19 protein-coding genes are annotated in these 18,092 nt (G+C 68.4%); 8 read left to right on the top strand and 11 right to left on the bottom strand.

What is annotated here, in order from left to right:
* Positions 1 to 2 precede the first annotated feature (2 nt).
* Genes AC1M14_RS21195 through AC1M14_RS21175 form a run of 5 tightly spaced genes read right to left on the bottom strand, consistent with a single transcriptional unit; the run spans position 3 to position 4,580 of the window.
* The gene (locus tag AC1M14_RS21195; RefSeq protein WP_479730398.1) at positions 3 to 680 is read right to left on the bottom strand and encodes an ABC transporter ATP-binding protein; all 678 of its coding nucleotides are present in this window, start codon (positions 678 to 680) and stop codon (positions 3 to 5) included.
* The gene (locus tag AC1M14_RS21190; protein ID WP_111826520.1) at positions 680 to 1,423 is read right to left on the bottom strand and encodes an ABC transporter ATP-binding protein; all 744 of its coding nucleotides are present in this window, start codon (positions 1,421 to 1,423) and stop codon (positions 680 to 682) included. Before AC1M14_RS21190 ends, AC1M14_RS21195 begins: the two co-directional genes overlap by 1 nt.
* A complete protein-coding gene (locus tag AC1M14_RS21185) occupies positions 1,420 to 2,379 on the bottom strand; it encodes a branched-chain amino acid ABC transporter permease (protein ID WP_479730397.1) in 960 nt (319 codons plus the stop codon). The genes AC1M14_RS21190 and AC1M14_RS21185 overlap by 4 nt, the downstream gene beginning before the upstream one ends.
* Positions 2,380 to 2,382: 3 nt before the next feature.
* The gene (locus AC1M14_RS21180; protein WP_102774305.1) at positions 2,383 to 3,282 is read right to left on the bottom strand and encodes a branched-chain amino acid ABC transporter permease; all 900 of its coding nucleotides are present in this window, start codon (positions 3,280 to 3,282) and stop codon (positions 2,383 to 2,385) included.
* A gap of 11 nt (positions 3,283 to 3,293) precedes the next feature.
* Positions 3,294 to 4,580: an ABC transporter substrate-binding protein gene (locus AC1M14_RS21175; protein ID WP_479730396.1), complete on the bottom strand. Its 1,287-nt coding sequence runs from the start codon at positions 4,578 to 4,580 to the stop codon at positions 3,294 to 3,296.
* Between the two features lie 373 nt (positions 4,581 to 4,953).
* Between AC1M14_RS21175 and AC1M14_RS21170 the strand changes: the two genes are divergently transcribed.
* Positions 4,954 to 5,703, top strand: coding sequence for a helix-turn-helix domain-containing protein (locus tag AC1M14_RS21170; RefSeq protein ID WP_209165055.1), 750 nt, complete (start codon positions 4,954 to 4,956; stop codon positions 5,701 to 5,703).
* 15 nt (positions 5,704 to 5,718) lie between these two features.
* On the opposite strand, the gene AC1M14_RS21165 is transcribed toward AC1M14_RS21170, so the two are convergent.
* Positions 5,719 to 6,489: an extracellular solute-binding protein gene (locus tag AC1M14_RS21165; protein WP_102774308.1), complete on the bottom strand. Its 771-nt coding sequence runs from the start codon at positions 6,487 to 6,489 to the stop codon at positions 5,719 to 5,721.
* A 471-nt stretch (positions 6,490 to 6,960) separates the two neighbouring features.
* Between AC1M14_RS21165 and AC1M14_RS21160 the strand changes: the two genes are divergently transcribed.
* A complete protein-coding gene (locus tag AC1M14_RS21160; RefSeq protein ID WP_479730395.1) occupies positions 6,961 to 7,686 on the top strand; it encodes a DUF4377 domain-containing protein in 726 nt (241 codons plus the stop codon).
* Positions 7,687 to 7,727: 41 nt separating this feature from the next.
* Here AC1M14_RS21160 and AC1M14_RS21155 read toward each other — a convergent pair whose 3' ends face one another.
* The gene (locus AC1M14_RS21155; protein WP_479730394.1) at positions 7,728 to 8,486 is read right to left on the bottom strand and encodes a TehB-like domain-containing protein; all 759 of its coding nucleotides are present in this window, start codon (positions 8,484 to 8,486) and stop codon (positions 7,728 to 7,730) included.
* Between the two features lie 125 nt (positions 8,487 to 8,611).
* On the opposite strand from AC1M14_RS21155, the gene AC1M14_RS21150 reads away from it, so the two are divergent.
* The 3 genes from AC1M14_RS21150 (at position 8,612) to AC1M14_RS21140 (ending at position 10,659) form a co-directional block, all read left to right on the top strand.
* The gene (locus AC1M14_RS21150) at positions 8,612 to 9,448 is read left to right on the top strand and encodes an ABC transporter permease (RefSeq protein ID WP_479730393.1); all 837 of its coding nucleotides are present in this window, start codon (positions 8,612 to 8,614) and stop codon (positions 9,446 to 9,448) included.
* The gene (locus AC1M14_RS21145; protein WP_102774311.1) at positions 9,441 to 10,136 is read left to right on the top strand and encodes an ATP-binding cassette domain-containing protein; all 696 of its coding nucleotides are present in this window, start codon (positions 9,441 to 9,443) and stop codon (positions 10,134 to 10,136) included. The genes AC1M14_RS21150 and AC1M14_RS21145 overlap by 8 nt, the downstream gene beginning before the upstream one ends.
* A 79-nt stretch (positions 10,137 to 10,215) precedes the next feature.
* Positions 10,216 to 10,659: a CopD family copper resistance protein gene (locus tag AC1M14_RS21140; RefSeq protein WP_102774312.1), complete on the top strand. Its 444-nt coding sequence runs from the start codon at positions 10,216 to 10,218 to the stop codon at positions 10,657 to 10,659.
* A gap of 7 nt (positions 10,660 to 10,666) precedes the next feature.
* On the opposite strand, the gene AC1M14_RS21135 is transcribed toward AC1M14_RS21140, so the two are convergent.
* Complete coding sequence (locus AC1M14_RS21135) at positions 10,667 to 11,572, bottom strand: LysR family transcriptional regulator (protein WP_102774313.1); 906 nt, start codon at positions 11,570 to 11,572, stop codon at positions 10,667 to 10,669.
* A gap of 139 nt (positions 11,573 to 11,711) precedes the next feature.
* On the opposite strand from AC1M14_RS21135, the gene AC1M14_RS21130 reads away from it, so the two are divergent.
* Both AC1M14_RS21130 and AC1M14_RS21125 read left to right on the top strand, forming a co-directional pair.
* Positions 11,712 to 13,298 (top strand): sulfatase family protein, encoded by a 1,587-nt coding sequence (locus tag AC1M14_RS21130; protein ID WP_479730392.1) that lies wholly within the window; start codon positions 11,712 to 11,714, stop codon positions 13,296 to 13,298.
* 20 nt (positions 13,299 to 13,318) lie between these two features.
* Positions 13,319 to 14,290, top strand: a complete 972-nt coding sequence (locus tag AC1M14_RS21125; RefSeq protein WP_479730391.1) for a Bug family tripartite tricarboxylate transporter substrate binding protein — start codon at positions 13,319 to 13,321, stop codon at positions 14,288 to 14,290.
* 6 nt (positions 14,291 to 14,296) lie between these two features.
* Here AC1M14_RS21125 and AC1M14_RS21120 read toward each other — a convergent pair whose 3' ends face one another.
* Complete coding sequence (locus AC1M14_RS21120) at positions 14,297 to 15,796, bottom strand: methyl-accepting chemotaxis protein (protein WP_479730390.1); 1,500 nt, start codon at positions 15,794 to 15,796, stop codon at positions 14,297 to 14,299.
* A 166-nt stretch (positions 15,797 to 15,962) separates the two neighbouring features.
* Here AC1M14_RS21120 and AC1M14_RS21115 point away from each other — a divergent pair, with 166 nt between their 5' ends.
* Complete coding sequence (locus AC1M14_RS21115; RefSeq protein WP_102774316.1) at positions 15,963 to 16,391, top strand: VOC family protein; 429 nt, start codon at positions 15,963 to 15,965, stop codon at positions 16,389 to 16,391.
* 31 nt (positions 16,392 to 16,422) lie between these two features.
* On the opposite strand, the gene AC1M14_RS21110 is transcribed toward AC1M14_RS21115, so the two are convergent.
* Complete coding sequence (locus AC1M14_RS21110) at positions 16,423 to 16,713, bottom strand: DUF4148 domain-containing protein (RefSeq protein ID WP_102774317.1); 291 nt, start codon at positions 16,711 to 16,713, stop codon at positions 16,423 to 16,425.
* A 190-nt stretch (positions 16,714 to 16,903) separates the two neighbouring features.
* Positions 16,904 to 17,989: a LuxR family transcriptional regulator gene (locus tag AC1M14_RS21105; protein ID WP_479730389.1), complete on the bottom strand. Its 1,086-nt coding sequence runs from the start codon at positions 17,987 to 17,989 to the stop codon at positions 16,904 to 16,906.
* Positions 17,990 to 18,092 lie beyond the last annotated feature (103 nt).

The raw sequence follows: 18,092 nt of genomic DNA, 5'->3' as shown, positions 1-18,092 counted from the left end.
CCTTAGTGGGTCTGTCTGGCGGCGTTTGCCGCGGAAATGGCGCCCCGTTCGATCGACAGGGTGCGATCGGCCATGGCGTCGAGCAACTTGGGGTTGGATTCGGTGATGATGATGGCCAGCTCGGGCTGCTGGCGGCGCAGCGTGCGCAGGCTGTCCGCATAGCGCAGCGCCAGCGCCGGGGCCAGGCCCTGGAACGGTTCGTCCAGCAGCACCAGCCTGTGGCCGGCCATCAGCGCGCGGCCCAGCGCCACCATCTTCTGCTGGCCGCCCGACAGCAGGCCGCCGGCGCGCGCGCTCAGCGCGGGCAGCTCGGGGGCCACGGCGTAGATCAGGTCGAGCCGCTGGCGCACCGCGCGCGCGGGCAGGCCGCAGGCCCAGGCCGGCACCATGATGTTCTCCAGCACCGAGAATTTGCCGATCAGGCGGCGTTCCTCGGGCGCGTAGCCGATGCCCAGGCCGGCGCGCCGGTGCGCGTCCATGGCGCGCAGGTCCTGTCCGTCGAAGCGCAGCGTGCCGCCGTCGGCGCGCAGCACGCCCATGATGGCGCGCAGCAGCGAGGTCTTGCCCGCGCCGTTGCGTCCGATCAGGGCCAGCGTTTCGCCGGCGGACAGATCCAGGCCGACTTCGCGAAGGACGGCGGCGCCTTCGATGCGGGCGGTGAGTCGGTCGATATGCAGCATCACATCGCTCCCACCACGTCGCGCAGCACGTCCTCGCGCTGGAGGATGTCGGCCGGCGTGCCGACCGCCGCCACCTGGCCGGCGTTCCAGAACACCACGCGGTCCATGTAGCGTTCGACCAGTTCCATGTCGTGCTCGACCAGCAGGGCGGTGATGCCCTGGTCGCGCAGCACGGGTATGAGCATGTCCATGATGGCGAATTTCTCCTGTGAACTGACGCCGCTGGTCGGCTCGTCCATCAGCAGCAGACGCGGCTTGAGCGCCAGCGCCACGGCGATGTCGATGAGCTTGCGCACGCCTTCGGGCAGCGAGCCGATCTCGCGCTTGCTGTGACCTTGCAGGTGGAACAGGCGCAGCAGCGCCGCGGCTTCGTCGCGCGCCTCGGGGGTGGACAGCGGCGACAGCCGCCAGAAGCCGCGGCGCGCGGCGATGGCGAGCAGCAGGTTCTGTTCGACCGTCTGTTCGGTGAAGAGCTGCGGCAGCTGGAAGGCGCGCGCGATGCCCAGCCGGGCGATCCGGCGCGGCGGCAGCCGCGTCAGTTCCACGCCGTCGAACTGCACGCTGCCGGCCGAGGCCCGCACATAGCCCGTGCACAGGTTCAGGAAGGTGGTCTTGCCCGAGCCGTTGGGGCCGATGATGGAGGCCAGTTCGCCCGCGTGCAGCGTCAGGTCCACGCCGTTGGCGGCCTTGACCCCGCCGAATTCGATGTGCAGGCCGCGGGCCTGCAGGATGGGCGCGCTCATGCCGAGGCCTCCTTGGCGGCGCGGGCCGCGCCCGCTTTCCTGACCAGGCCGCACAGGCCTTGCGGCGCGAACAGCACGATGAGTATGAGCACCGCGCCCATGATGAGCTGCCAGGCGTTGGCGGCCGCGGCGCTGGCGTAGCTGCGCAGCAGTTCGAAGCCCACCGCGCCGGCCAGCGCGCCGGCCACGTGCCCCACGCCGCCCAGCACCGCGATGAACACGAATTCGGCGGACTTGGTCCAGTAGCCCAGTTCGGGCGTGACGTGGCCGGTGCCCAGCGCCGCCAGCGCGCCGCCCAGGCCGGCCAGCGCCGCCGAGGCGACGTAGGCGCGGTAGAGCACGGCGCGGCCCGACACCCCCAGGTATTCCAGGCGGGTCTCGTTGGTTTTCAGCGCCGACAGCGCCTGGCCCTGGGGCGAGGCCAGATAGCGCGAGGTGGCGAGCAGCGCCAGCGCCAGCAGCGCCACCGCGAGCGCATACGTGGCCGGGCCGTAGTCGTCGGCCGGCAGCGCCAGGCCGGCGTAGCGGTGCTGCGCGACGGTCAGGCCGTCGCTGCCGCCGGTCAGGTCATAGAGCTTGAGCAGCAGCGTGAAGCCCACCATCGAGAAAGCCAGGTTCAGCATGGCGAAGAAGATGTCGCGGTAGCGCACCAGGATGGCGCCCAGCGCCGCGCCCAGCAGCGCGCTGCACGCCACGGCGAAAGGCAGCGTGAGCAGCAGTTCCGGACCCAGCCAGCGCGATCCGAACGCCACCGCATAGGCGCCGGTGGCGAAGTACAGCGCGTGGCCGTAGGAGATCTGGCCGGCGCGCAGCAGCACCAGGATGCCCAGCGCCACCACCGCCTCGGCGACCGCCATGAACAGGATGGCGCGCAGTCCGGGCGCCATCGCGGGCGCGGCCAGCAGGATGGCCGCGGCCAGTAGCACGGGCGCCTTGTCGCGTAGAGAAAATTGCATGATTCAAACCCTCTTCACCTGCGCGCGGCCGAACAGCCCGTAGGGCCGGACCAGCAGGATTAGCGTCATCACCACGTAGGGGACGACCGATGCGATTTCGCTGTACAGGTGCACGCACAGCGCCTGGCCCAGCCCGATGATGAGCGCGGTCACCGCCGCGCCCTGGAAATGGCCCAGCCCGGCCGCGGCCACGATGGCGAAGGACAGCACGATGGTGTCGGCGCCGATGCCCGGCACCAGCGAAGTGGTGGGCGAGGCCAGCGCGCCGCCCAGCGCCGCCAGCATGGCGCCCAGCGTGAAGGTCAGCAGGTAAACGCGCCTGGCGTTCACGCCCAGCGTGCAGGCGACCTCGTAGTCCTCGATCACGGCGGTGATGAGCTTGCCCTGGCGCGTGTACGAAAAGAACCAGGTCAGGCCCGCCATCACCGCCACCGCCGCGGCCGGCAGCAGCACGAGCTGGTAGACGGTGTAGTAGATGCCGCCGATCTCCAGCATGCCCAGGCGCGCCAGCGGCGCGTCGGCGAAGATGGGCTCCACGCCGAACAGCAGCTTCTGCGCGTCCTCCAGCATCATGAAGATGCCGAAGGTGATGAGGATCTGCAGCGAGGGTTCCTTGCCGTAGACGCGCCGCAGCAGCACGCGCTCGATTACCGGGCCCAGGGCCAGTCCGACCACCAGCGCGGCCGCGAGCAGCGCGGGATAGGTCCAGGCGCCGCCGTCGGGGCCGGCCAGCCACAGGCCGAGCGCCGCGGCCGTATAGGCGCCCAGCGCGTAGAAGCTGCCATGGGCGATGTTGAGGATGCGCATGATGCCGAAGATCAGGCTCAGCCCCACCGCGACCATGAACGAGACCGACGCCTGCGCCAGCCCGTCCAGGAGCGCCAACAATAGGGTTTGCTGCATGGTCGCCGCCGTTATTCAGCCGGGATGGAGATCTGTTCGAGCAGCGACGGCTTGAGCGTGCGCAGCCAGTCGTCGGTCTTTTCGCCCACCGGCGGCGAGACCAGCTCGGGCGGAATCAGCGCCAGCCGCGACAGCGTCAGGAACGGCTGGCCCTCGGCCGGCTTGCTGACGCCGTAGAGCTGGCCTTCCATGGCCTGGTGGTCCGCGCGGATGGCCAGCTTGCCGGTGTGGTCGTCCAGCTGCAGGCCGTCCCAGCCTTGCAGCAGCGCGGTCTTGAGCGTGGCGGGCTGGCCGTCCCAGCGCTGTTCCAGCGCCTGGCGCACGGCCGACAGGGCCTGGGCCATGTGGTAGGCGGGGAAGCTGGGATAGGCGCGCGTCTTGGCGCGGAAGTCTTCCACGAACTTGCGGTGCTGCGCGTTGTCGCGCATGGCCGGGTTGAACGCCCAGCTGTCGCCGCGCATGCCCACGATCGCGTTGGCCGGGAAGGTCTTGCCCAATTGCTCCAGCGAGCTCTGCCCGTTGGGCGCCACCAGGCGGCTGGTGCGGAACAGCGCGCGCGAGGACGACTGCTTGACGAAGGTGTTCATGTCGCCGCCCCACAGCGTGGTGAAGACGACGTCGGGGCGCAGCGCCGACAGGCGCGAGATTTCGGTCGAATAGTCGGCCGTGCCCAGCTTGGGGAACAGCTCGGCCACGAACTTCACGTCCGGCCGCAGCGCCTGCACCGCCTCCTTGAACGCGGCCCAGTTGTCGCGGCCGAAGGCGTAATCCTGGTTGATGCCGGCGATGGTCTTGACCTGCGGCATGTCCTTGAGCAGGTAGAGCGCGGCGGCCACGTTGTTCGAGGGCGTGTAGTCGGCGGTGCGGTACACGTGGTCGTAGCGCTGTTCCTCGAACAGCCGCGCGGTGCCGCAGTCCCACAGCAGGGTCGGCATCTTGAGCTGCTCGGCCACCGGCGCCACCGCCAGGCAGGTCGAGCTGGACAGCCCGATCACCATGGCGTCGACCTGGTTCGATTCGACCAGGCGCTTGTACTCGATAACCGTGTTGTCCACGCCCTGGTTCTCGTCGAAGAACGTCAGCTTCACCTGCGCGCCCTTGATGCCGCCCTGGCGGTTGATGTCGGCGGCCACCAGTTCGGCGGCGTCGCGGGCCGGCACCCCGAACACCGCGCCGGCGCCGGACAGGAAGGTCGAGATGCCGATCCGGACGCTGCGGTCGGATTGGGCCTGGGCTGCGCTGGCGCACAGCAAAAGGGCGCTGACCGTGGCCAGTGCGGTTTTACGGGATAGGCGCATGAGTGACTCCCCTGGGTGTACGCGTCCGGACAAAGATGACGGAAATTTCCGACATCGATTTCTTTTGCTTCCCGTTTTACGGGAATCATGACGCCGAATCGTAAGTTTGTCGGGTTTATGCGTCAATGTCGCATGTGCCGGTTTTATCTTGGGAAGTTTATTTAATGCATTGATTTTTAATGATAAGTTAGTAAAACTAGGTGTTTTCCCTGTTTATGTTCCGGTGATTTGAGCGCCAAAAGCGATATAGTGTCGGAAAATTCCGACTTGAAAGTTCTAAGTCGGATTGTTCCGACAGATTGAATGGCAGAGCGCTTCGTTACACTGCGGCAGGTGGCTCTGGCCATTCACCAACAACGAGCGAACCGGCGCAATGGATGTAGAAGATCAACTCGCCCGCCTGGGCATCAGCGGCAATCTGTTCAAGGTCTATCGCGCCGCGATAGAGCTGGGGGAGGCGCCCGTGTCGGAGGTCGCCACGCGCGCGGGGCTGCCGCGCACCACGGTCTACGACGCCGTCACGCGCCTGCAGGAGCACGGGCTGATCGCGCTGGACGATCGCGGCAGCCGGCGCTTCGTCACCGCGCTCGATCCCAGCGTGCTGCTGGAGCAGGCGCAGGCGCGCCGGCAGATGCTGGAAAACATGATGCCGCAGCTGCGCTCGCTCTATAACCAGGCCAAGGGCAAGCCCAACATCCGCTTCTACGAAGGCGCCGAGGGCGTGCGCACGGTGCTGCGCGATTCGCTGTCGGCCGAGTCCAAGCAGCTGCGCGCGATCTTTTCCATGTCCGAGCTGGAGGACGCGCCCGGCCTGGACGAGATCGACGTCTATCGCGCCGAGCGGATCGCCCTGGGCATCCACATGAAGGTCGTGCGCTCGCGCAGCCGCGACACCGCCGACATCTGGCCGTCCAGCGTGGACGAGCTGCGCGAACTGCGCTTCGCGCCGGAACACATGACGCTATCCATGACCGCGCTGATCTACGACCACCGCGTCGCGCTGGTGTCGTCGCGGCGCGAGAACTACGGGCTCATCATCGAAAGCGAGGAATTCGCCGCCTTGCAGCGCACGCTGTTCGACGCGATCTGGTCGCTGAGCCACCCGCCCGAAGCCGAGGGCTGAGGCGGGCGGACCCGGTCAGTCCGTCTTCCAGCCCCACTTGCGGAAGATGGCCTTGCCTTCGGGCGCTTCGAGGAAATCGACGAAGGCCTGGGCCTGGGGATTGGCCTTGCCCTTGCGGGTCACGACCGCGCCGGCGTCGCGATAGATGCGGTACGGCTCTTCCACCTCGACCATGCTGGCCAGATCGGGATTCGACACCTGCCAGATGTTCCAGATCAGCCAGGCGTCGATGCTCTGGTCCTCGGTCCATTGCTTGCGGGCCTGGGCGCTGTTGCCCGCTTCCGGCAGGATCAGGTTGGCGCGCAGCGCCCGCACGCTTTCGATGTCGCCCAGCCGGCCGGCCACGTCCTCCCACAGCCCGGTCTGCCCGGCGCCCGAGACCGCCATGACCTTGACGCCCGGCTTGAGCAGGTCCTTGAAGCCGCCGATGCCCTTGGGGTTGCCGGGACGCACCAGGATGGCGGCGGGACGCAGGTACAGCGGGCGGGCCTCGCGCAGGTCGAACACGCCGGGCAGCGCCGTGGCGAAGCCGCTCATCATGTTTTCCGCGCCGCTGTAGATCACGTCGGCGTCCTGTTTGGCCTGTTCGGCCCAGGCCGGCGTGGGGCCGGCGGTGACCGTCACGCGCAGGCCGTGCTGCTTGCCGAAGGCGGCGGCCGCTTCCTTCATGGCCGGGGCGGGGCCGCCCGGTCCGTACACATTGAGGTCCTGCGCCGCCCAGGCGGCGGGGCCCGCCAGGCAGGCCAGGGCGGCCACGCCGCAGGCGAACTTTCTGATCGACTTCATGGTTGTTTCCGCTGTATTCCGATGCGCGCCGGGGCCGGCGCGCCAGGTTGGTCTGAGGGCATGCCGTGGCGTGCGGGGCATGCTTTCGATGGACGCATGCGGGAAAGCGGATATTCCGCAAGACGGTCCGCCGGCGCGTCCGGCGGACAGCAAAATCCGGAAGATAGGGGTGGTCAGCGCGCCGTTAGCGGCTTTTTGGCAAGAAATGCAGGATTTTGCGGGTATCGTGTCTATGTGTAAACGCGGCGGGCCGGCCGCGCGGGGGAAGCCGGAACGGCTTGCAAGATTTTGAAACGGCCTACCCATCCTTCGGTCCGATTCGTCCATACCCCGGACGTAGAATGCCGCTTTTCACCCGTGCCATCCGGCTCAAAGGACCGAACCATGAAAAAAACCATTCTCCTTGCGTCCGTATGCGCCGCGCTGCTCCAAGCTTGCGCCCCGGCATCGTCCCCTCGCGAAGAATCCTCCATGCCTACCAACGCCGCCACCTCCGCCTCCAGCCAAGTGACCCTGCCCGCCTACTACTGGCGCCTGGCTTCCGCCGTCGACGCCTCGGGCAAGCCGATAGCCGCGCTGCAGGAAGGCATCGGCCGTCCGCTGCGCCTGGAGTTCAGCGACGACAAGATGAGCGTGCGCGGCGGCTGCAACACCCAGTTCGGCGGCTACGCCTACAAGAACGGCGTGCTGCGCATCGACAACCTGGCCTCCACCATGAAGGCCTGCGAACCGGCCCTGATGAAGCTGGACGCCGAACTCGGCCTGCGCCTGAAGGGCGAGCTGCGCGCCACGCTGGGCGGCGACAGCGCCGAGCCCGCCCTGGAGCTGGTGGCCAAGGACGGCAGCGTGCTGAAGTTCGTCGGCGAGCCCACGCCGGAAACGCGCTACGGCAGCGCCGGCGAAATCATGTTCCTGGAAGTCGCGCCGAAGAAAACGGCGTGCAGCCATCCGCTGATTCCCGGCTACCAGTGCCTGATGGTGCGCGAGCGCCGCTACGACGAGGCCGGCGTCGCGCAGCCCACGACCGACGAATGGCGCCCGCTGTACCAGTCGATCGAGGGTTATGAGCACCAGGACGGCATGCGCACCGTGCTGCGCGTCAAGCGCTACGACTGGAAGAACCCGCCGGCCGACGCGCCGTCCCAGGTGTACGTGCTGGACATGGTGGTGGAGCAGGGCGCCGCCCGCAAGAAGTAAGAAGCACAGTAAGAAGCACGTGAAAGCGCGGGGCGAGGCGGCTACGCCTCGGCCCGGCAGAACGTGATCTGGAAGCTGCCCGGCAGCTCGAACGCCACGTGGTGCCGCACCTGCGGCTCGATCACCACCTGCTGGCCGCTGGTCAGCACCACCTCGGTATGCGGCGGGTCGTCCAGCGTATAGCGCAGCACGCCCGCATGCACCAGCAGCAATCCCCATGTGCCTTCCTTGACCGTATGCGCGGTGCGCAGCGCGGCGGGCAGATTGTCGGGGGTGAATATCGGACTTTGTGAGTAGGGCCGCACGCCTTCCGGCAGCACGTCGGGCAGGCTGGGCAGGCTGTGCCGCGTCTGCCACACGCTCCAGAGCTTGGCGGCGATGCCTTCGGCCATGATGTCGGCCTGTTCCTGCAGCAGCGGATGCCCGAGGCTGGCGGTGACGCCGTGGAACAGCCCCAGCCAGCGCTGGAACAAGGGCCAGGACAAGTCCGGTATGCGCACGTGCGCCTGCACCGGCGCGCCCTTGAAGCGGCCCGTGCCCAGCAGCACCGACGACCAGAAATCGCACAGCATCTCCAGGTGGTGATCCCAGTCGGCCACGCGGGAGTTGAATATCGGCCCCAGTATTTCGTCCTGGCGCACCAAGGCATAGAAGCGGTGCACCATCTGCTGGATGTCGGATTCGGCGATGAAGTTCGGAGCGGATGCGGGGGCGGTCAGGGGCATGGCGGAACCAGGCAGGGTAGTGGGCGCGCAGCCATTGTCCGGCGCGGCCGGCCGGCCGCCGATGACAATCGTCATTGGGCCGCGCGGCCGGGCTGGACGCCATGCCGCCGGTTCGGCATTGATAATCGTCATTCTGGGTGCTTCGGCGTGAATGAGAAGATTTTTATGTAAATCATTCTCGTGTGATATCCAGGAATTCAATGACAGACTCTTTCGCGCGCCGCCACGCTTGCGCCAACCTTTCCGGCGCCCTGCTTTTGCCAGCCCGGACGGCCCCGGTGCGGATCTCGCCGGCCTGGTGCGCGGCCGGCGTGCTGCTGCTGGTGCTGGCCTGGCATCTGGCGGCGCGCCAGCTCGGCCCGCAAGTGCTGGCCACGCCCTGGCAGGCCTTGCGCGCCATCGGCCCATTGCTGCACAGCCCGCAGTTCTACGCCAATGCCGGCGTCTGCCTGATGCGCATCGGCGCGGGCGTGCTGGCCGGCGCAACCGTCGGCTTCGCGCTGGGCATGCTGGCCGGGCACAGCGGCCGGCTGCGGGGGCTGATCGAGCCGCTGCGCTGGCTGTTGACCGCCTTGCCGCCGGTGGTGGCGGTGGTGCTGGCCGCGCTGTGGTTCGGCCGCGGCTCGCCCATGGTGATCGTCATCACCGCGCTGATCATGGCGCCGGGCATGTACTCCCATACCGTCCAGGGCGTGCAGGCGGTGGATTGCAAGCTGGTCGAAATGACGCGCGTCTACCGCTATGGAATGTGGCGCAGCCTGCGCCACCTGTACCTGCCGGCGCTCCGGCCCGTGCTGTTGGCCGCGCTGATCGGCGCAGCCAGCACCGGCGCGCGGCTGGTGGTCATGGCCGAAGCGCTGGGCGCCGAGAGCGGGGTGGGCCACGCGCTGGCCAATGCCCGCGGCGCCTTCGCCAGCGCCGAGCTGATCGCCTGGGCGCTGTTGATCCTGGGGCTGGCGGCGGCGCTGGAATTCGCCTGCCTGCGGCCGCTGCGGCGCCGGCTGGAACCTTTGCTGGAGCAGTCCCGCCATGCTTGAAATGCAATCCGTTTCGCTGCGCTACGGCGCCCGCCACGTGCTGCACGACGTGGACCTGCGCCTGCGGCCGGGCGAGCGGCTGGGCCTGATCGGCCCGCGCGGCGCGGGCAAGACCAGCCTGCTGCGCCTTGCCGCCGGCCTGGCGCGTCCCAGCGGCGGCGTGCTGCGCAATGGCTTCCGGCATCCGCTGCTGATGTTCAAGGAGCCGCGGCTGCTGCTCTGGCGCCACGCGCTGGAGAACGTGGCGCTGCCGTTGCGGGCGTCGGGATTGCCGGAGCCGGAGGCCCGCAGCGTGTCGGCGTACTGGCTGCGCCGCGTCGGCCTGGACGCGGCGATGGAGTCGCCGGCCGCCGAACTGCCCCGCGCCCTGGCGCAGCGCGCGGCCCTGGCGCGCGCGCTGGCCTTGGCTCCCGACCTGCTGATGCTGGACCGGCCCTTCAACGCAATGGAGCCGGCCGCGCGCCGCCAGCTCGCCGACTGCTGCCGGCAGGCCGTGGTCCGCAGCGGGGCGGCGCTGCTGTGCGTCAGCGACGACCCCGACGAACTGCTGGGGCTGGTCGATCGTTGCGCGCTGCTCCACCGGGGGCGGCTCAGGCCGGTCTCGCTGGTCTCGCCGTTTGGCGGCAGCATGCAGGCCGACGCGCAGCGCCTGCGCGAACTGCTGGCGGTGGCCGGGGCCGAACCCTGACTGGCTCGGGCCGCTTTGATTTAGCTCATCCATCGGTGGGGCGGCGGGGTGAGACAATCGTTTGCAGGAGCTCCCAGCCATGAATACCTATCCCTTGCTGCTCGTCCTGCATCTGCTGGCCGCTTTCGTGTTCGTCGGCACGGTGACCTTCGAGGTGCTGTTCCTGGAACCCGTGCACAAGCGCCTGCCCGCCGAGGTGCGCAAGGCATTGGGCAGCCAGCTCGGCCCGCGCGTGCGCTCGGTGGTTCCGTGGGCGGTGCTGGTGCTTTACCTGGCCGGCCTGGGCCTGGCCTGGCAGTACCGGGGCGCGCTCGCCAGCCCCGGCTCGTCGCCCTTCGGCATCCTGTTCAGCCTGAAGATCCTGCTGGCCTTGAGCGTGCTGGCGCATGTGGTGACGGCGCTGACGATGGCCCGGCGCAAGCGGCTCACGCCCGAGCGGCAGCGGCGCATACACCGCAGCGTGTTCTGCCACATGGTGGCCATCGTGATCCTGGCCAAACTGATGTTCTACGTGAACGGGTAGCGCCGGGTCAGCGCGACAGCCGCAGGCACTCCATGAAGTAGGCAGCATGTTCCGACGCCAGCGCCGCGTCGCGCCACACCATGCCGGTGATGCCGCGGCTGCGCATCGCCAGCGGCAGCACCTGGATCATGTTCTGTTTGGCGAAATGGCGCGCCAGCCGTTCCGAGATCGGCATCACCAGGTCCGAATCCGCCAATAGCGAGAGGTTGACGAGAACCGACGAGGACTCGACCTGCTGCCAGGGCGCGGGCTGCCCGGCCAGGGCCAGTTCATAGTCCATCCGCATGCGCATCGGGGTGGAGGGGCCGGGCACGATCCAGGGATGCGCCTGCACGTCGCGCCAGGTGACCGAGCGCTTGCCGGCCAGCGGGTGGCTGCCGCCCACGGCCAGGCAGATGGGCTCGTCGTAAAGCTCTTCGTAGTGCAGATTGCGCGGCAGCGAGTGCTGCTCGAGGCGTCCCACCAGCACGTCGTAGGAGCCTTCCTGCATCAGCGGAAGCAGGTGGTCCAGCGTGTTTTCCGCCAGGCGCAGCAGCACCTTGGGATAGCGTTCGCGGAAGCGCCGGATGCCGGGCGGCAGCAGCACCGGCGCGATATTGGGCGTGACGCCCACGGCCAGCGTGCCGGTGGCGCCGTGGGCCAGTTGCGCCATGGTGTCCTGGGCGCGGCCCAGCTTACCCAGGATTTCACGCGCGTGGGTGCGCAGTTCCAGTCCGTACAGCGTGGGTTCGATGCCGCGCGCATGCCGCTCGAACAGCGGCAGGCCGATGTCTTCTTCCAGGCTGCGCAGCCATTTCGACAGCGCCGGCTGGGTGATGTTGAGTTCGGACGCAACCTGGCTCAGGTTACGGCTCTCGCACAGGCGCACCAGGATGGCCAGGTGGCGCAGGCGGATGCGGTGGGTCCAGTCCATGCGTGTCCGTCGTCTTTTCAGACATGAGTCTGTGGTTATGGCTCAGTAATATTAATTCATTATCAATTCATGTCTGCCCTGCACATAATGGCCGCACAACAGAGCCATGCCGGCATCGACCCGGCGGCGAGGAGACACGATGCAGCCGAATTTCCTGCTATTCATCACGGATCAGCAGCGCGCCGATCATCTGGGCAGCTATGGCAACGCCATAGTGCGCACGCCGGAACTGGACGCGCTGGCGGCGCAGGGGTGGTCCGCCGACCGCTTCTACGTGGCCTCGCCGATCTGCATGCCCAACCGCGCCACGCTGATGACAGGCCGCATGCCTTCAGTGCACGGCGTGCGCCACAACGGCATCCCGCTATCGCAGCGCGCCACCACCTTCGTCGAACGCCTGCGCGGCGCGGGCTACGCCACCGCGCTGGTCGGCAAGGCGCATTTGCAGAACATGACGGGCAACGGCCCCGCCTGGCCGCCGGCCGGCGGCGACGGCACGCAGGGCGAAGCCTGGACCGCGGAACCTGGCGACTACGACCAGGAGTGGGGGCCGCTGTGGCGCACCGATCCGGCCCACGACCTGGATACGCCGTTCTACGGTTTCGGCCGCGTGGCGCTGGCGGTGGACCACGGCGACCAGGTCTGGGGCCATTACGAGCGCTGGCTGGCGCAAGAGCATCCCGAGGCGCGGCGCCTGTGGGGGGCCGAGCACGCCTTGCCCGCGCCGGAGTTCGAGCTGACCCGGCATCACCAGGCCTGGCGCACCCGCGTGCCGGAGGAGTGCTCCACCAACGCCTATATCGGCGACCAGACCATCGCCTTGCTGCGCGAGCATGCCGCGGGCGGCAAGCCGTTTTTCATCCAGTGTTCGTTTCCCGATCCGCACCATCCGTTCACGCCTCACGGCAAGTACTGGGACATGTACCGTCCCGAAGACGTGGAGCTGCCGGCGTCCTTCCATGCCTGCGCCGCGCCCGGCCACCGTCCGCCGCCGCACGTGGCGTGGCTGCATGAGCAGCGCGACCGCAACCAGGCGGTCAAGCACACGCCGGCGATCTTCGCCTGCACCGAGCGCGAGGCGCGCGAGGCCATTGCGCTGAACTACGGCTCCATCAGCCATATCGACGCCACCATCGGCCGGGTCATGCAGGCCTTGCGCCAGACCGGGCTGGACCGGAACACCGTGGTCATCTTCACCAGCGACCACGGCGATTACCTGGGCGATCACCAGTTGCTGCTCAAGGGGCCGGTCCATTACCAGAGCCTGATCCGCACGCCTTTCATCTGGCGCGACCCGCAGGCCGCGCCGGCCGCGCCGCGCAGCCAGGCGCTGTGCTCGACCGCCGACATCGCGGCCACGGTGCTGGCCCGCGCCGGCCTGCCCGCCTACAACGGCATGCAGGGCCAGTCGCTGCTGCCGCTGATGTCCGGCGCGGCGACGGCGGTGCGCGACGCTGCGCTGATCGAAGAAGAGGGCCAGCGCACCATGTTCGGCTTTGCGGGCCGCACCCGCATGCGCACGCTGCAGACGCCGCGCCACCGCCTCAGCGTGTACGCGGACGCGGACTGGGGCGAACTCTACGACCTGCAGGAAGATCCTCACGAACTGCGCAACCTGTGGAGCGATCCGGCCGCCGCCGCGCTGCGCGGCGAGCTGCTGATGACGCTTGCGCGCAGCATGATCCGCCACGCCGAAACCAGCCCGCACCCCACCGCCATCGCCTGACATCCAGGCAGGAGACAACCATGATCAAGCCCATGCTGCTGTTCTGTACCGCGATGTTGCTGGGAGGCGCCGCGGCCGCCGCGCCGTCGGACTACCCCACGCGCCCCATACGCCTGGTCGTCAATTTTCCGCCCGCCGGACCGCTGGACCTGGAGGCCCGGGCCATCGCGCAGCATGCCGGACAACTGCTGGGGCAGACCGTGGTGGTCGAGAACCGCTCGGGCGCGTCCGGCAACATCGGCGCCCAGTCCGTGGCCCAGGCCGCTGCCGACGGCTACACACTGCTGATGACCCTGGACACGCTGATGACGGTCAATCGCTTTATCTTCAAGGACCTGGAGCGCGACGTCACCGCCCGGCTGGAACCGGTGAGCCTGGCCGGCAGCTTCGGCATGGCCCTGGCGGTGCGGCCCGAACTGGGCGTCGCTTCCCTGGACGAGTTCCTCAGCTATGCCAGGTCGCATCCCATCAGCTACGCCTCCGCCGGCTACGGCAGCCCGGGCAACCTGGCCTTCGAAAAGCTGCGCCTGGCCGTCGGCATACCGGCCGCGCACGTGCCTTACCGCGGCAACGCCCCGGCCGTCAACGCGCTGCTGGGCGACCAGATACAGGCCGCCTTTCTCGCCACGCCCGGCATTCTGCCGCACGTCAAGGCGGGCAAGCTGCAGGCCCTGGCCGTGTCGGGCGGGCAACGCGACGCCGACCTGCCCGAGGTGCCGACGGTGGCGCAGTCCGGCGTGGCCAGCCTGAAGAACTACGACGTGGCCTTCGGTTTCCTGGTGATGGCGCCCAAGGGCACGCCCGAGCCGATCGTGCGGATCTGGGAAAAGACCCTGGCGCAGGTCTATGCCATGCCGGAATTCCAGCGCAGCATGGCGAGCCTGGGCATACGCCAGCCTTACGCCGGCCAGGCGCAGGCCCGCGAATGGGTGCGCAAGGAATCCGAGGGCTGGAAGGCCGTGATCGAGCAGGCCGGCATCAAGGCGCAATAAGTCCCGTCACGCGCCGGCCAGCGCCGGCGCCGGCGGATGGCCGGGCGCCGCCTGCGCGCGCAGGCGCGGCGCTTCGGCGGAAGGGCCGTCGTCCTGCAGGCGGAACACGCCCACGGCCTGCAGCAGATGCGCGGCCTGCGATTGCAGCGCCGTGGACGCGCTGGCGGCCTGGGCCACGCGGGCCGCGGTCTGGCGGGTCAGTTCGTCCATCTTGTCGACCGCCTGGTTGACCTCTTCGATGCCGGCGCTCTGGGCGCGGCCGGCCTCGCCGATCTCGGCGACGATGCCGGCGACGCGGTCGATGCTGGAGACGACCTCGCGGATCACGCCGGCGGCGGCGTCGGCCTGGCGGAACCCGTTGCTGGTTTTCTCCAGCGAGCCGTCGATCAGGCCGCGGATCTCGCGCGCCGCGCCGGCGCTGCGCTGGGCCAGCGCGCGGACTTCGCTGGCCACCACCGCGAAGCCGCGTCCGCTTTCGCCCGCGCGGGCCGCTTCCACCGCCGCGTTCAACGCCAGGATGTTGGTCTGGAACGCGATGCTGTCGATCAGGCCGGTGATCTCGGAGATCTTCTGCGATTCCTGCTGGATCTCGCCCATCACGGCGGCCACGCCGGCCACCGCGGCGCTGCCCTGTCCGCCGATCTGCCGCGCCTGCTCGCTGAGCTGGCCGGCCTGCTGGGCGCGCTGCGCGTTGTCATGGACGTTGGCGGCCAGCGCGTGCATGGAGGTCGCGGTGCGCGCCAGCGATTCGGCCTGGGTGCGCGCGCGTTCGTCCAGCTGCAGATTGTCCTGCATCATGTGGTGCGAGGCGGCCGACAGGGCCGACGCGGTGGAGCGCACTTCGCTCATGGTGCGATGCACGGCGTCCATGGTGGTCTTGAAGCTGCGGCCCAGGCCGCTGGCCATGCTCAGCCCGCCGAAGCGCAGGTCGAACATGCCGGGTTCGCGTCCGATGTGCGCGCTGAGCCGCGCCAGTTCTTCGGCGGCGACGGCGGCGCGCTCCATTTTCCAGGCCAGCCATCCCAGCGCCGCGGCCTGCACCACCACATAGGCCGCATGCAGCAGCACCATGCCCAGGCTGGGCTCGGTGAAACAGAGCGTGCCGTATCCCCATTGCTGCAGGTAATTGAAGGACAGGTGATGCACGGCGATCACCAGCGCCGCGCACAGGATGGTGCGCCAGTCGCGATAGGCCAGCAGCAGCGACAGCAGCACGAAAATGCCGAAGTGGACTTCCGTCTGGCCGGATGCGAGGTGGATGTGCAGCGCGGCCAGCACCATCAGGCCACAGGCCACGGCCAGGCGGGTGGAGAGGCGGCCGGGACGCCAGAGGATCAGCAGCGTGGGTATGCCCGCCGCCAGCAGCCCCGCGGTGGTGGCTTCGCCCCAGCGGTTGTAGAGCGGCGCCATGCCGAGCCCTACGATGCACAGCAGCCACAAGAGCGGCAGCATGGCTCGGTCAGTCCGGCGATACGAGTCTTCCAGCAAGCGGCTTGCGGTGCTCATGGGGCGGTTCCTCGGGCTAGGTGGCGCGCGGTGTCGCGCAATCGCGATTCTGCTCGAAAAAACGCAATTTGTGAACAATTATGGCAAATTATGCAGCGATGCAACAAAGGCCTCGGCGGCGGCCGGCGCTATAGTCGAAATCCACACTCTTCCCACGGGAGCTCCCATGCAGACGCACGAAATCCATCGCGGCCGGCTGATCGACCACATCCAGCTGGTGGTGCGCGACCTGGCCGCCAGCAGGCGCTTCTATGAGGCGGTGTTCGACGTGCTGAAGGTGCCGCTGGGCGGCGCCGGCGAGGACTATTTCTGGGCCGACGAGTTGTTCGTGTCCACGGCCGACAGCAAGGCCGCGCTGGGGCAATTGACGGGCCGCCACCATCTGGCGTTCCAGGCGCGGGACCAGGCCATGGTGGATGCCTTCTACCAGGCGGCGCTGGCGAACGGCGGCAAGGACAACGGCGCGCCGGGACCGCGCAACTATCACCCGGGCTATTACGGGGCCTTCGTGCTGGACCCGGACGGCAACAATATCGAAGCGGTATTCCACGGCGAGGCGCAGCGCAGCGCGCCGTCGGTCAAGGTGACGTTCTGACCGAAGGCGGCGCGCCGGCTGCGGACCGGGTTCACTGTGCGCGGACCGGGGGCGCGGCGGCGGGCTTCACCGTGTCCATGTATTGCCGGTAGCTGGCGCGGTATTGCGGGCTGTAGACGTCAGGCGTGCTGTCGCCGCTCCAGCTGTTTTCCAGTCCGGCCTGCTTCCAGGCGGCCAGGTCGCGCATGACGTCCTCGCGGGTGACGGTGGAATTGTCGTCGGGGGAGGCCGCGGCCGATTGCGCGCTTGCCGGACCGGACAGCAGCGCGGCGGCCGCCAGGGCGGCCGGGACGGCGACACGGAAGAATAGGGCGGTTTTCATGAGGTGCTCCTCGATGGCAAGAGTGAGCGCGGCGTTGGGACCGGTGTCCTCGGGGCTTGCGGGAAGGCAGTCTCGGCAAGGGCAGCCGCGCGACCGGTTATATGCATCCGGCTTCATGCTTTCGAGTCCATCGTAGGTCGCATACCGATGCGGCCGCATACCCAAAATGGAGTACGCGGCCGGGCGCGGCCTACAGCAGGGAGGCGAGCCGCACCAGTTCGGACTGGCGGCTGCATTCCATCTTGCTCAGCAGCGACGCCACCTGTTTGCGCACGGTCAGCACCGAGGCCTGGCGCAGCGTGGCGATCTCTTCGACGCTGTGGCCGGCGGCCAGTCCGGCCAGCACGGCGGCTTCGGCATGCGTGATGGCGAACACGGATACCAGCCGGTCGATGTCGGGCGGCGCGAAGGCGCTTTTGCGCCGCATGCGCACCAGCAGCATGTGCTCGCCGACCAGGTTGAGCGCTTCCGGCGCCACGCTGACGTCGATCCAGCACAGCTCGCCCCAGCCGGTGGACGAGGCCAGCGAATGCGTGCGTCCATCGCGCACGACGGCCGCGCGGCAGGCGTCGAGCTGCGCCTGCATCTTTCCATCGGCATGGCGCAGGCGCCCGCCGTTCACGTTCCAGCCGTGTCCGTCGTCCAGGTAGCGCGCGGCCAGCGGCGACATCCTGGCCACCAGGCCGTTGTTGGTCATGAGCAGGACCGCTTCGCCGACGTCGCCGAATGCGCTCTCGATGGAGCGCCAGCCGATGGCCAGCGCTTGCTCGCGTTGCGCCAGCAGGCCGCGCAGCATGCGGAAATAATGCGCGTAGGCGCCTTGCTGGACGCGTTCATAGGTCTTGTCGTCGATCGTCGAACGCTGGAAGCCGATGCCCGCGTGCATGGTGGCGTTCGATTCGACCACCAGCGACACGATCTGCGCCATACGGTGCTTGACCATGAAGTCCGCGTAGTATTCGGTGCGATGCAGCTGTCCGCGCTGGTGGAGGTTGGCGGTGTCCAGCCACGTGCCGGCCGGCGACAGGCGCGCATCTTTTTCGAGCACGTCGTGGCGGTAGTAGTGCTGCTGGTAGTCCGCGGTGCAGCCCTCGGGACAGCCGTGCGAATACAGGTTCACCAGGTTGTTGCGCCTGTCGAACACCAGCAGCGCGCTGCTGTCGGCGCCCACCATGTCGCGCGCGGTAGTGAGTATGTCCTGCCAAGGCGGATCGGGATCGGTAAGGTGGCTGACGGCCTCGATGGCTCGCCGGACCGCAAGCATGTGTTCGGCCATTTGACGCCTCCGACTCTGGTTCAGGCAGGCATGGCAGCCGCTGCCGCTTTTGCAAATTATCCTCGCAAATGCGCGCTTCGGATGAGAATCATCGATCTGGTGC

It is taken from the genome of Achromobacter sp. SX5 (assembly GCF_056711425.1).
This window is presented reverse-complemented; position numbering and strand designations above follow the sequence as displayed.

Coding starts and splice junctions, on each gene's coding strand:
- AC1M14_RS21125 (WP_479730391.1), top strand. CDS start 13,319: ATGATCAAGCCCATGCTGCTGTTCTGTACCGCGATGTTGCTGGGAGGC.
- AC1M14_RS21135 (WP_102774313.1), bottom strand. CDS start 11,572: ATGGACTGGACCCACCGCATCCGCCTGCGCCACCTGGCCATCCTGGTG.
- AC1M14_RS21175 (WP_479730396.1), bottom strand. CDS start 4,580: ATGCGCCTATCCCGTAAAACCGCACTGGCCACGGTCAGCGCCCTTTTG.
- AC1M14_RS21190 (WP_111826520.1), bottom strand. CDS start 1,423: ATGAGCGCGCCCATCCTGCAGGCCCGCGGCCTGCACATCGAATTCGGC.
- AC1M14_RS21150 (WP_479730393.1), top strand. CDS start 8,612: ATGACAGACTCTTTCGCGCGCCGCCACGCTTGCGCCAACCTTTCCGGC.
- AC1M14_RS21145 (WP_102774311.1), top strand. CDS start 9,441: ATGCTTGAAATGCAATCCGTTTCGCTGCGCTACGGCGCCCGCCACGTG.
- AC1M14_RS21130 (WP_479730392.1), top strand. CDS start 11,712: ATGCAGCCGAATTTCCTGCTATTCATCACGGATCAGCAGCGCGCCGAT.
- AC1M14_RS21140 (WP_102774312.1), top strand. CDS start 10,216: ATGAATACCTATCCCTTGCTGCTCGTCCTGCATCTGCTGGCCGCTTTC.
- AC1M14_RS21115 (WP_102774316.1), top strand. CDS start 15,963: ATGCAGACGCACGAAATCCATCGCGGCCGGCTGATCGACCACATCCAG.
- AC1M14_RS21155 (WP_479730394.1), bottom strand. CDS start 8,486: ATGACGATTGTCATCGGCGGCCGGCCGGCCGCGCCGGACAATGGCTGC.
- AC1M14_RS21110 (WP_102774317.1), bottom strand. CDS start 16,713: ATGAAAACCGCCCTATTCTTCCGTGTCGCCGTCCCGGCCGCCCTGGCG.
- AC1M14_RS21120 (WP_479730390.1), bottom strand. CDS start 15,796: ATGAGCACCGCAAGCCGCTTGCTGGAAGACTCGTATCGCCGGACTGAC.
- AC1M14_RS21195 (WP_479730398.1), bottom strand. CDS start 680: ATGCTGCATATCGACCGACTCACCGCCCGCATCGAAGGCGCCGCCGTC.
- AC1M14_RS21165 (WP_102774308.1), bottom strand. CDS start 6,489: ATGAAGTCGATCAGAAAGTTCGCCTGCGGCGTGGCCGCCCTGGCCTGC.
- AC1M14_RS21105 (WP_479730389.1), bottom strand. CDS start 17,989: ATGGCCGAACACATGCTTGCGGTCCGGCGAGCCATCGAGGCCGTCAGC.
- AC1M14_RS21160 (WP_479730395.1), top strand. CDS start 6,961: ATGCCTACCAACGCCGCCACCTCCGCCTCCAGCCAAGTGACCCTGCCC.
- AC1M14_RS21180 (WP_102774305.1), bottom strand. CDS start 3,282: ATGCAGCAAACCCTATTGTTGGCGCTCCTGGACGGGCTGGCGCAGGCG.
- AC1M14_RS21170 (WP_209165055.1), top strand. CDS start 4,954: ATGGATGTAGAAGATCAACTCGCCCGCCTGGGCATCAGCGGCAATCTG.
- AC1M14_RS21185 (WP_479730397.1), bottom strand. CDS start 2,379: ATGCAATTTTCTCTACGCGACAAGGCGCCCGTGCTACTGGCCGCGGCC.